At 67.8% G+C, this 12498-nt stretch carries 7 protein-coding genes and 2 tRNA genes; 6 read left to right on the top strand and 3 right to left on the bottom strand.

What is annotated here, in order from left to right; genetic code table 11:
• The first annotated feature begins 67 nt into the window (after window positions 1–67).
• Window positions 68–143, top strand: a tRNA-Lys gene (locus tag A2G96_RS07500).
• Between the two features lie 113 nt (window positions 144–256).
• On the opposite strand, the gene A2G96_RS07495 is transcribed toward A2G96_RS07500, so the two are convergent.
• Together A2G96_RS07495 and A2G96_RS07490 are read right to left on the bottom strand one after the other, a co-directional pair.
• Complete coding sequence (locus tag A2G96_RS07495) at window positions 257–1645, bottom strand: 8-oxoguanine deaminase (RefSeq protein WP_062798187.1); 1389 nt, start codon at window positions 1643–1645, stop codon at window positions 257–259.
• A gap of 141 nt (window positions 1646–1786) precedes the next feature.
• Window positions 1787–2695, bottom strand: coding sequence for a LysR substrate-binding domain-containing protein (locus A2G96_RS07490; RefSeq protein WP_062798185.1), 909 nt, complete (start codon window positions 2693–2695; stop codon window positions 1787–1789).
• Between the two features lie 141 nt (window positions 2696–2836).
• Here A2G96_RS07490 and A2G96_RS07485 point away from each other — a divergent pair.
• The 3 genes from A2G96_RS07485 to A2G96_RS07475 all read left to right on the top strand — a co-directional run bounded on the left by A2G96_RS07485 (window position 2837) and on the right by A2G96_RS07475 (window position 4923).
• Window positions 2837–2912: transfer RNA gene (locus A2G96_RS07485), tRNA-Lys, on the top strand.
• A 350-nt stretch (window positions 2913–3262) separates the two neighbouring features.
• Window positions 3263–4243 carry a tripartite tricarboxylate transporter substrate binding protein BugE gene (locus A2G96_RS07480; protein ID WP_062798183.1) on the top strand — a complete coding sequence of 327 codons (981 nt, stop codon included), beginning with the start codon at window positions 3263–3265 and terminating at the stop codon, window positions 4241–4243.
• A gap of 320 nt (window positions 4244–4563) precedes the next feature.
• On the top strand, window positions 4564–4923 hold the full coding sequence (locus A2G96_RS07475; RefSeq protein WP_062798181.1) for a hypothetical protein: 360 nt from the start codon (window positions 4564–4566) through the stop codon (window positions 4921–4923).
• A gap of 67 nt (window positions 4924–4990) precedes the next feature.
• Here the strand turns inward: A2G96_RS07475 and A2G96_RS07470 are convergent, their stop codons facing one another.
• Window positions 4991–6508, bottom strand: a complete 1518-nt coding sequence (locus A2G96_RS07470; protein WP_062798179.1) for an acetyl-CoA hydrolase/transferase family protein — start codon at window positions 6506–6508, stop codon at window positions 4991–4993.
• A 388-nt stretch (window positions 6509–6896) separates the two neighbouring features.
• On the opposite strand from A2G96_RS07470, the gene A2G96_RS07465 reads away from it, so the two are divergent.
• Together A2G96_RS07465 and A2G96_RS07460 are read left to right on the top strand one after the other, a co-directional pair.
• The gene (locus tag A2G96_RS07465) at window positions 6897–7466 is read left to right on the top strand and encodes a hypothetical protein (protein ID WP_062798177.1); all 570 of its coding nucleotides are present in this window, start codon (window positions 6897–6899) and stop codon (window positions 7464–7466) included.
• Window positions 7467–7632: 166 nt separating this feature from the next.
• Window positions 7633–12486, top strand: coding sequence for an NAD-glutamate dehydrogenase (locus A2G96_RS07460; RefSeq protein WP_062798175.1), 4854 nt, complete (start codon window positions 7633–7635; stop codon window positions 12484–12486).
• Window positions 12487–12498: the final 12 nt, after the last annotated feature.

Genomic DNA, 12498 nt, shown 5'->3' with positions numbered 1-12498 from the left:
CTTGCCATGGCAATTGCGTCAGGCAATTGACAGCGCCGGAAATCATGCTAGAATCTCGTTCTTCGTTGGGGCGTTAGCTCAGTTGGTAGAGCAGCGGACTCTTAATCCGTAGGTCGAGTGTTCGAGTCACTCACGCCCCACCAGCGAATACAAAAAAGGCCGGAAGCAGAAATGCTTCCGGCCTTTTGCTTTGCGCGGAGCGGACCGCACCGAGCCGTTGCGCAGAGGGCGCCGCCCCCGCCGCAACGGCACTGCATCACGCGCCGGCGCTGGCCCGTTCGAACAGCGTGCGCGCCAGCGCGCGATGGCGCAGCAGCACCGCGGGAAGGTCGGCCGTCAGCAGCTCGCCGTCGCGCACCACTTCCCTGCCATTGATTACGCTGGCCGCGACATTGGCCGGCGTGCAGAACACCAGCGCCGCCACCGGGTCATGGCCGGCGCCGGCAAACCCGACCGACGCCAGGTCGAAGGCGACGAAGTCCGCCGACATGCCCGGCGCCAGCGCGCCGATATCGTCGCGGTTGAGCACGCGCGCGCCACCCAGCGTGGCGATTTCCAGCGCCTCGCGCGCGCTCATCGCGGCCGGACCGTAGCCGACCCGCTGCAGCAGCATCGCCTGGCGCGCCTCGCCCAGCATATGCGCGCCGTCGTTCGACGCGCTGCCGTCCACGCCCAGGCCCACCGGCACGCCCGCGTCGCGCATCGCACGCACCGGCGCAATGCCCGATGCCAGCCGCATGTTCGAGCACGGGCAATGCGCCACCCCGGTGCCGGTCCGTGCGAACAGCGCGATGCCCTCGTGGTCCAGCTTGACGCAGTGCGCGTGCCACACATCGTGGCCGACCCAGCCGAGGTCCTCGGCATACTGTGCCGGCGTCAGGCCGAATTTCTCGCGCGAATAGGCAATGTCGTTGTCGTTCTCGGCCAGGTGCGTGTGCAGCGACACGCCATAGTGGCGCGCCATCACCGCCGATTCGCGCATCAGGTCGCGCGATACCGAGAACGGCGAGCACGGCGCCAGCACCACGCGCAGCATCGCGTGGCGCGCGCTGTCGTGGTACTGCTCCACCAGCCGCTGGCTGTCGCGCAGGATCGCAGCCTCGTCTTCGACCACCACGTCCGGCGGCAGGCCGCCCTTGCTGCGGCCCACGCTCATCGAGCCGCGCGCGGCATGGAAGCGCATGCCCATCTCCTGAGCCGCGGCGATCGAATCGTCCAGGCGCGAGCCATTGGGGAAAAGGTAGAGGTGGTCGCTGGTGGTGGTGCAGCCCGACAGCATCAGCTCGGCCATCGCGGCCTTGGTCGACACCGCGATCATTTCCGGCGTCAGGTGCGACCACAGCATGTACAGGTTGGTCAGCCACGAGAACAGCTCGGCATCCTGCGCCGCCGGCACCGCGCGCGTCAGGCTCTGGTACATGTGGTGGTGCGTGTTGACCAGCCCGGGCGTGACCACGCGGCCGCGCATGTCGAGCACCTGCGCGCTGCCGTCGTCGACCATGCGCCGGTATTGCGGCGGCAGCTCCGCGGTGGGGCCGACCCATTGCACCGCGGGACCTTCGGCGACCAGCGCGCCGTCGCGGATCTCGCGGCGCTGCGCGTCCATGGTCACCAGCACGTCGGCATTGAGGGCGATCAGGGTCATGGCGGAATTCCTTCTGTGAAGCGGATGGGATTGAGGGCAGATACGATCGCCGCCAGTCTACGGCGTCGCGCTGCCCCTTCCCAAGCATAGAATTCCGATCAGCCTGTCCACAAAAAGTGGACATCTGCCAGCAAGCCCGGCTCAGCGTGCCTGCGCGAACAGCGTCGCCAGCGCATCGCCGATGCGCTCGGCCATCAGCCCGGCCGCGGCGCTGAGCTGGCCGCCGGCGCGCGCCACCAGCGTCAGCGTCTGGCCCTGCAGGTGGCGGTCGCGCAAGGGCACGTACACCAGCGCCTGGCGCGCGCGCTCTTCCATCACGTCGAGCGGGTTCAGCAGCGCGATGCCGGTCCCCAGCAGCACCAGCTGGCGGATCAGCGCGGTCGAGGTCGATTCCGCCACCGGCGAGACCTCGATCGCATTGCGCGCAAAGGCCGCATCGAGGATGGCGCGGATCGACAAGGAAGATGCCGGCAGGATCAGCGGATAGCCGACGCACTCGCTCAGCAGCACCGATGGCCGCGCCGCCAGCGCATGGCCAGGCGGCACCACCGCGCCGATCTGCCAGTCGCTGCTGGCGAGCGCGCGGAAGGCCGGCAGTTCCGGCAGGTCATAGCCCAGGCCGAGGTCGGCATCGCCCTGCTCCACCGCCACCACGATGTCGGCGACCGGCAGGTCGTTGACGCGCACCACGATGCCCGGATAGCGCTGCCGGAAGTCATGCACCAGCGACGGCATCAGCGAGCCCGCCAGGCCCGCCGTCACCGCCACCGTGACCTCGCCCCGGCGCGCGCCCTTGAAGTCCTCGATCCGCTCGCGTAGCGCGTCGTGCTCGCGCAGCGTCTGGCGGACGTGGGCCAGCACCATCTCGCCCAGCGGCGTCAGCCGCAGGCGCTTGTTGATGCGCTCGAACAGCGGTGCGCCCAGTTCCGCCTCCAGGTCCAGGATCTGCCGGTTGACCGCGGTCGGCGCCACGTGCAGGTGCTCGGCCGCCTTGCGGATGGAACCGCGGCGGACGACCTCGTCGAGATAGCGTAGGACTCTGGCGTGCATGGATCTGGCAAACAGGTGGATGCGGTGCCGGCACGGAGACGCATGACGGCGGCCTGGCATTGTAGCGGCCAGGCACCGCAAAAAATGCCGCAAAGGCTATTGCGCCGCATCCGATACCTTGCTACAATCTTTTTCTTCGTTGGGGCGTTAGCTCAGTTGGTAGAGCAGCGGACTCTTAATCCGTAGGTCGAGTGTTCGAGTCACTCACGCCCCACCAGCGAATTCAGAAAAGCCGGAAGCCTTGCTTCCGGCTTTTTGCTTTTGCGCTGCGCTTCCTCCTGCCATCCCGGCCACGCGCGCGATCGGCAGCACAGCCCGATTCTTGATACGCGGGTTGTCACCAATTCCCCTGCAGGCGCTTTCCCGGTTGAATCGCTCCCGCGCCATTGTGGAACATAGTTCCGTATCGCGGAACTATCGCAAGGCGCCGGCCGTACCGCATCCCGGCACAGCCCGGTCATGCCAGCCCGGGAAACCCTGACAGCGCGGGCGCCGGATCCTTAGCCGATCCCCGCACACGCCTGCAGCCTGGCTGGCGAATCAGTGAAAGAAGAATGGAGGCCCTCCTTGAAAGCAGTCCTTAACGCCGGCGCAGCCGCATGCATCGCGGCCCTCGGCCTGGCCCACGCCGACCTGGCACATGCCCAGTCCTACCCTGCCAAGCCGATCCGCCTGATCGTGCCGTTCGCGGCCGGCGGCACCACCGATATCGTGGCGCGCGCGGTGTCCGACGGCCTGGGCCGTGAACTGGGCCAGCCGGTGGTGGTGGAGAACCGCGGCGGCGGCGGTGGCGCCATCGGTGCCGACGCGCTCGCCAAGTCGGCGCCGGACGGCTACACGCTGGGCATCGCCACGGTCAGCACCATGGCGACCAACCCGGCCACCAACCCCAAGAACCCGTACGATCCGCTCAAGGACTTCGCGCCGATCACCAACCTGGTCAACGTGCCCAACGTGCTGACGGTGAATCCGAAGACTCCGGCCAAGACCCTGAAGGAATTCGTGGCGATGCTGAAGGCCAACCCGGGCAAGTACAGCTACGCCTCGGCCGGCAAGGGCAGCATCTCGCACCTGGACGGGGAGCTGTTCAAGGACATCACCCAGACCGACATGGTCCATATCCCCTATCGCGGATCGGGCCCGGCGCTGAACGACACGCTGGCCGGCCAGGTCAACGCGCAGTTCGACAACCTGCCGTCGTCGATGCCGCATATCCAGGCCGGCAAGCTGCGCGCGCTGGCGGTGGCGGCGCCCAAGCGCGTCGAAGGCCTGCCCGACGTGCCGACCTTTGCCGAAGCCGGCATGAAGGACATGAACAACATGGCCTGGTACGGCCTGGTGGCCCCGGCCGGCACGCCGGCGGCGATCATCACGCGCGTGCATGACGCCGCGGTCAAGGCGCTGCAGGATCCCAACGTCAAGCGCCGCCTGGCCGACAGCGGTGCCTACACCGACGGCAACACGCCGCAGCAATACGCCGCGCAGATCAAGCGCGAACTGGACCTGCGCAAGAAGATCGCGCGCGACCAGAACATCACGCTGGAATAAGCCGGCCAGGCGGCGCGAGCCGTCTGCCGACCCGGAAACCGGCTGCCACGGCAGCCGGTTTTTTTATGCGCGGCATCCGAAAAGGCCCGGCGCGCCACTCAGATTATTCCTATTGCTGGCGCGTTTGATCCCGCGCAGCATGCGGGCCGCGTCGGTAACGTTCAATACGTCTAGAAGAAACTTTCACTTTGCGGACACGCGCCGACCCGGTACATTTTCCGGGTGCTCCGCCACACTCGCCGGCAGTCGACCGGCCAACGTCCGGCCCCAAACCGGTTTCGCGCAGGCGCTGCGCGACCGACATTCGCGAGGATAACAAGATGCTGAAGAAGTCCGTTCCGACCCTGATCGTTGCAGCACTGGCCGCCCTCGGCGCGACGCAGGTCTATGCGCAGAAGAACTACACCGACGGCGGCGACCTCTACGGCGGCAGCCACACCAAGAAGGCCGGCCCCAACCAGGGCGCGGCCAAGTCCGGCAAGTTCGACCCGTACACCGACGGCGCCAAGCAATCGACCAAGTCGGAACTGACCAACTCCGGCAAGAAGTTCGATCCCAACACCGATGGCGCCAGGGCCGGCAAGTTCGATCCGTACACCGAAGGCGCCAAGGCCGGCAAGGCCGATCCCTACACCGACGGCGCCAAGGCGCCCGCCAGCCAGGGCACCAAGGCGCAGTAAGGCTGCCCCCGCCCGCTCGCACAGCCCGCTTGCGCGGGCTGTTTTGTTTTCGGTGGTAGCCCGTGCCTCAGGCGGCCAGCGCCGGTGCCGGCCGCGCCGGCTGCATGGTGCCGCGGTCGCGGAAGTCGGCATGCCAGGACAGCGCCTCTTCCACTAGGTGCGGGGTCTGCCCGCCATGCGCGCAGGCGCGGCGGAAGTAGTCGCCCAGCAGCTCGCGGTACTGCGGGTCGGCGCAGTTGGCGATGACGGTGCGCGCACGCTCGCGCGGCGCCAGGCCGCGCAGGTCGGCCAGTCCGTGCTCGGTGACGATGATGTCGACGTCGTGCTCGGTATGGTCGACGTGCGCCACCATCGGCACGATGCTGGAGATATCGCCGCCCTTCGCCACTGACTTGGTCACGAACACCGACAAGTGCGCATTGCGGGCAAAGTCACCCGAGCCGCCGATGCCGTTCATCATGTGCGTGCCGCCCACATGGGTCGAGTTGACGTTGCCGTAGATATCGCACTCGAGCGCCGTGTTGATGGTGATCAGCCCCAGCCGGCGCAGGATCTCCGGATGGTTGCTGATCTCCTGCGGCCGCAGCAGCAGCCGCGAGCGGTAACGGTCCAGGTTCGACAGGAAGCGCTGGTACACCGCACGCGTCAGCGTCACCGACGAGGCCGAGGCAAAGGCCAGGCGCCCCGCATCGAGCAGCTCGATGGTGCTGTCCTGCAGCACCTCGGAATACATCTGCAGCTCGCGGAACGGCGACTCGACCATGCCGTGCAGCACCGCGTTGGCAATGGTGCCGATGCCGGCCTGCAGCGGCTGCAGCGACGGCGACAGCCGCCCGGCGCGTACCTCGCGCAGCAGGAAGTCATTGAGATGGCCGGCGATCTGGCTGGTCTCGGCATCCGGCGGCAGCGCATTGGACGGGCTGTCGTCCTTGGCCGTGAACACAATGGCCGCGATCTTCTCGGGATCGATCGGGATATACGGCAGGCCGATGCGCTGCGCGGGCGCGATCAGCGGGATCGGCTGCCGGTACGGACGCTGCACCGGGAAATAGATGTCGTGCAGTCCTTCCAGCTCCAGCGGCATGTTCAGGTTGATCTCTACGATCACCTTGCGCGCCAGCATGGCAAAGCTGGCCGAGTTGCCGACCGAGGTGCTGGGGATGATGCCGCCCTGCTCGGTGATCGCCACCGCTTCCACCACCGCGACATCCACCGGCGCGAGCTGGCCCGAGCGCAGCTGCTCGACGGTCTCGGACAGATGCTGGTCGATGAACATCACTTCGCCCGCATTGATCTTGCGGCGCAGCGTGGCATCGGACTGGAACGGCAGGCGGCGCGCGATCACGTCGGCCTCCGCCAGCACCCGGTCGATGTCGTTGCCGAGCGAGGCGCCGGTCATCAGCGTGATGCGCAGCGGCTCGGTGGCGGCGCGCCGCGCCAGCGCGAACGGCACTTCCTTGCAGTCGCCCGCGCGAGTGAATCCGCTCATGCCTACCGTCATGCCGTCGCGGATCAGCGCGGCGGCTTCGTCGGCCGAGACTACCTTGTCATGCAGCCTGGCCAGGCGAATGCGTTCCTTGTCCATCTTGATCTCCGGTCTGACGGCCGGCCCGTGCCTGCGCCGTTCGCCCCGTGCTGGCCTGGCGGCTGGGTGCGGGGTTTCCGGCAGGCAGTGTAGCCAGCCATGTCCATTCCAGCGATGATTTAAAGTCATCCATCCAAGTCGCTTTTCTCATAGCCAGGCGCAAGGCACGCGCCGCAGCCGCCACTATCGGGCACTGCCGGCTCAGGACATTCCCGCAGTTGTCACAAATGTGGCAAAGGTTTCTGTTAGTCTCGCCGTTCGGTCGACCCAGCCCACCCCAGAGGCTGCGGCGGCCGTGCCGCCCGGGCCGGCCATGCTCCGGCCCCTTGCACCCTTGCGGGTGCCTGTGCATTGCGGTGGCGGCAAACCACAACAGGAGACGCCATTCATGCAGCCAAGACCCCTCGAACCCAGCGAGCCGGTTGTCCTTGCCCTGATTGACGCAGTCACCGCCTGGCAAGGTGCGTTGGACCAGACCCTGCGCGCCTCGGGCCTTAACTATTCCCAGTGGCTGCTGCTGCGGGCCATCCGCCAGGGTGGCTTCAAGCGCGGCTTGCCGCTGGCCGGTCCGATGCCGCTCGACGCGGCGCAATCGGAAATCATGCTCGACGAACTGCGCCGCGACGGCTGGATCGAGTACACCGCGACGCAGGCGCCCCGCATCGCGGAAGGCGCCAGCGCGCGGATGCAACGTACCGCGCAGGCGCTGAGCGCCCTGCACAGCGTCTCGGTCGCGGCCTTCAACTCGCAGGAGCGCGCCGCGCTGAGCAGCCTGCTGGACCGGATGAAAGCCACGCTGGACGGCCACACCTCGCGCCAGGCCAGGGCCGTCTCCGAAGCCCGCCGGCAGGAACGGCACAACCAGCACAACCAGCACGCCCAGCCGCTGCCCTGCCCCGGCCTGCCGCCGGTCGCGCACCGACCGTCTTCCTGCCCCAGCCTCGCCACGCGCTTCTGAGCGCTGCCCGGGTCCCGCGGCTCGCCGTCGGGACCCGTCCTTGCCCCTTCCCTCGCCATCGCCGGTACCCGCCACTTTGTTGCGCCGGGCACTCGGATTTTTCCTAAAGTATGAGCATGCCCCGGCACATGCCCCGGCGGCCCATCGACACCGCGAGGAGGGGAACATGCCGCAGGAGAACGAAGACAAGGTCGCGCACCTGCTGGACGAACTGGCCACCTTCGCGCGCGGGCGGCTGCCGGCGGCGATGTTCAGCGTGGTCGAGCCTTTCCTGCTGCATTACTACGACCAGGCCGACGCCGAAGACCTGCTGCGGCGCGAAGTGGCCGACCTGTACGGCGCCGTGATGGCGCACTGGCAGACCGCACAGAAGTTCACCCCCGGCAGCGCCCGCATCCGCGTCTACAACCCCAACCTGGAAGAGCACGGCTGGCACTCCGACCACACCGTGGTCGAGATCGTCAACGACGACATGCCGTTCCTGGTCGACTCCGTGACCATGGAGATCAACCGCCAGGGCCTGGCGCTGCATTCGGCCATCCATCCAGTGTTCCGGGTCTGGCGCGGCGGCAGCGGCATCGAGCGGATCGCCCCCGCCGGCGCCGGCGAGGCCGGCGACGGCTCGCGCCTGGAGTCCTTTATCCATTTCGAGATCGACCGCACCGGCGAGTCGTCGCGCCTCGACGCCTTGCGCAACGGCATCTCGCAGGTGCTGGTCGATGTGCGCGCCGCGGTGGAAGACTGGCCGAAGATGTGCGACATCACGCGCGCCACCATCGGCGCGATGGCGCAAGCGCCGGACGCTGCTTCAGCGGAGATCGTCGAGGCGCGCGCCTTCCTGGAATGGATGATGGACGACCATTTCTCCTTCCTGGGACAGCGCGACTATCAGCTGGTGGTGCGCGACGGGCGCTACTTCCTGCGCGGCGTGGCGGGCTCGGGCGCCGGCATCCTGCGTGAAAGCCTGCGCGAGCCCGACGCCGACGACCTGACGCCGCTGCCCGCGGCGGCCACCGCGATCATCGAAGGCAGCTCGCCGATCTTCCTGACCAAGGCCAATTCGCGCGCCACCGTGCACCGGCCCGGCTATCTCGACTACGTCGGGGTCAAGCTGCTCGACCAAAACGGTCAGCTGTTCGGCGAGCGGCGCTTTGTCGGCCTGTACACCTCGACCGCCTACATGGCGCCGATCGCCGACATCCCGCTGGTGCGGCGCAAGTGCGCCAACATCCTGGCGCGCGCCGGCTTCCTCGCCAAGGGCCACCTGTACAAGTCGCTGGTCACGATCCTGGAGCAATATCCGCGCGACGAGCTGTTCCAGGCGACCGAGGATGAGTTGTTCGACATCACCACCGGCATCCTGCGGCTGCAGGAGCACCAGCGTACGCGTCTGTTCGTGCGGCGCGACCGCTTCGACCGCTTTGTCTCGTGCCTGGTGTTCGTGCCGCGTGACAAGTACAACACCGACCTGCGCCAGAAGATCCAGAAGCTGCTGACCAGCGCTTTCCACGGCACCAGTTGCGAATTCACGCCGTTGCTGTCGGAATCGCCGCTGGCGCGCATCCAGCTGACCGTGCGCGGCGAGCCCGGCACCATGCCCAAGGTCGACACGCAGGAACTGGAAGCGCGCATCGTGCATGCCAGCCGCCGCTGGCAGGACGACCTTGCCGAAGCGCTGCACGAAAGCCACGGCGAAGAGCACGGCAACCGGCTGCTGCAGCGCTATGGCGGTTCGTTCCCCGCCGGCTACCGCGAAGACTATCCGGCGCGCACTGCGGTGCGCGATATCGAGCTGATGGAACATGCGCGGCGCGGCAACGGCATGGCGATGAACCTGTACCGGCCGATCGAGGCCGCGCCGGGTGCGTTCCGCTTCAAGGTGTACCGCGCCGGCGAACCGATCGCGCTGTCGCTGAGCCTGCCGATGCTCGAGCACCTGGGCGTGCGCGTCGATGAAGAGCGCCCCTACCTGATCGAGCCCGACAGCGGCGCACCGCTATGGGTGCACGACTTCGGACTCGAAATCGCCGATGGCAGCAGCGCCGCGGAGTTCGACATCGCGCGCGTCAAGGCGCTGTTCGAGGATGCCTTTGCGCGCGCATGGCACGGCGAGATCGAAAACGACGACCTCAACCGCCTGGTGCTGCGCGCCGAGCTGGCCGCGCGCGACGTGACCATCCTGCGCGCCTACGCGCGCTACCTGCGGCAGGTGGGCTCGACCTTCAGCGACGCCTATATCGAACGCGCGCTGACCGGCAATGCCAGCATTGCCGCGATGCTGGTGGCGCTGTTCGTGGCGCGCTTCGACACCTTCAGCCAGGTCGCCGCCGACACCGCGCGCCAGGCGCGCTGCGACAAGCTGCTGGCCGATATCGGCACGGCTTTGGACAAGGTCCCCAACCTCGACGAAGACCGCATCCTGCGGCTCTTCCTCGGCGTGATCAACGCCACCGTGCGCACCAATTACTTCCATCGCGGCGAGGACGGCCAGCCGCGTCCGTACCTGTCGTTCAAGTTCAATCCCGCGCTGGTACCGGGCTTGCCGGAACCGCGACCGATGTTCGAGATCTGGGTCTACTCGCCGCGCGTGGAAGGAGTGCACCTGCGCGGCGGACGCGTGGCGCGCGGGGGGCTGCGCTGGTCGGACCGGCGCGAAGACTTCCGCACCGAAGTGCTGGGCCTGATGAAGGCGCAGATGGTCAAGAACACGGTGATCGTGCCGGTCGGCTCCAAGGGCGGTTTCGTGGTCAAGCGCCCGCCGCCGCCCACCGACCGCGACGCCTTCCTGCGCGAAGGCATTGCCTGCTACCAGACCTTCCTGCGCGGGCTGCTCGACCTGACCGACAACCTCGTCGGCGGCGAACTGGTGCCGCCGCCCGACGTGGTGCGCCACGACGACAACGACCCCTACCTGGTGGTAGCCGCGGACAAGGGCACGGCCACGTTCTCGGATTTCGCCAATGCGATCTCGGGCGAGTACGGGTTCTGGCTGGGCGATGCGTTCGCCTCCGGCGGCTCGGTCGGCTACGACCACAAGAAGATGGGGATCACCGCGCGCGGCGCGTGGGAATCGGTCAAGCGGCATTTCCGCGAGATGGGCGTCGACATCCAGTCCACCGACTTCACCGTGGCCGGCATCGGCGACATGTCGGGCGACGTGTTCGGCAACGGCATGCTGCTGTCGCCGCATATCCGGCTGGTGGCCGCGTTCGACCATCGCCACATCTTCCTCGACCCCGATCCGGATCCGGCGCGCAGCCTGCAGGAACGCGCCCGGCTGTTCGGGCTGCCGCGCTCGAGCTGGGCCGACTACGACGCCACGCTGATTTCCACCGGCGGAGGGATCTATCCGCGCACCGCCAAGACCATCCCGCTGTCGGCGCAGGTGCAGGCGGTGCTCGGCATCACCGCAAGCGCGCTGTCGCCGGCCGAACTGATCCACGCCATCCTGATGGCGCCGGTGGACCTGCTCTACAACGGCGGCATCGGCACCTACGTCAAGTCGAGCCAGGAGACGCACCTGCAGGCGGGCGATCGCACCAACGATGCGGTGCGCGTCAATGGCAACGAACTGCGCTGCAAGGTGGTCGGCGAAGGCGGCAACCTCGGCTTTACGCAACTGGGCCGCATCGAGTTTGCGCGCAAGGGCGGTCGCATCAATACCGATGCCATCGACAACTCGGCCGGCGTCGACTGCTCCGACCACGAGGTCAACATCAAGATCCTGCTGGGACTGGTGGTCGCCGACGGCGAGATGACCGAGAAGCAGCGCAACAAGCTGCTGGCCGAGATGACCGACGAAGTCGGCCTGCTGGTGCTGCAGGACAACTACTACCAGACCCAGGCGCTGTCGGTGGCCGGCCGCAGCAGCGGCGCGCTGCTCGACGGCGAGGCGCGCCTGGTGCGCTGGCTGGAACGCGCCGGGCGGCTGAATCGCGCGCTGGAGTTCCTGCCGTCGGACGAGGACATTGCCGAGCGCAAGCTGGCCGGCGAAGGGCTGACCTCGCCCGAGCGCGCGGTGCTGCTGGCCTACAGCAAGATGTGGCTGTACGACGAACTGCTCGGCTCGGACGTACCGGAAGATGCGCTGGTTGCGGGCCTGCTTGCCGATTATTTCCCGGTGCCGCTGCGCCAGCGCTACGGCGAAGCGATGCAGCGCCATCCGCTGCGGCGCGAGATCCTGTCGACGCACCTGACCAATATGCTGGTCAACCGCATCGGTGCCACCTTCGTGCACCGGATCATGGAGGAAACCGATGCGCGCCCCGCCGATATCGTGCGCGCCTGCCTGATCGCGCGCGATGTGTTCGGGCTGACTGCGCTGTGGCAAGAGATCGACGCGCTCGACAATCGCGTCGCCGACGCCGAGCAGGCGCGCATGTTCGGCGCGGTGGCGCTGCTGCTGGAGCGCGCGTGCCTGTGGTTCATCCGCTATCTGCGCAGCGGCAGCAGCGCCAGCGAAGAGCTGGCGCGCTTTGCGCAGGCGGCACAGTGGCTGGGCCCCCGCCTGCCGCAACTCTTGCCGCAAGCCGATGCCGCGGCGTTGACCGGGCATACGCGTGCACTGATCGAGGCAGGGGTGGGCGAGACGCTGGCCGCACGCGTGGCTGGCAGCGAGATCTCCGCCGCGGCGCTCGACATCGCCGAAGTGGCCGCGGCGTGCGAGCGCAGCCTGGACCTGGTCGCCGGCGTCTATTTCGCGCTGGACAGCCACCTGAGCTTCAGCTGGCTGCGCGAACGCGCGCTGGCGCTGCCATCGGACACCCACTGGGACTTGCTGGCACGCACTACCACGCTGGAAGACCTGGGACGGCTCAAGCGCGCGCTGACGGTCAGCGTGCTGTCGCAGGCGGGCGACCAGGCCTCGCCGGAAGCGATGATCGACGCCTGGCGGGCCAGCCGCCACGGCGCGCTCGAACGCTTTACGCGCATGCTGGCGGACCAGCGCGCCTCGGGCGCCGCGGGACTGTCGATGCTGTCGGTCGCAGTGCGCGAGATCGGCATGCTGGAGCGAAGCTAGCCGCGCCGGATG

It is taken from the genome of Cupriavidus nantongensis, assembly GCF_001598055.1.
GTDB lineage: Bacteria > Pseudomonadota > Gammaproteobacteria > Burkholderiales > Burkholderiaceae > Cupriavidus > Cupriavidus nantongensis.
This window is presented reverse-complemented; position numbering and strand designations above follow the sequence as displayed.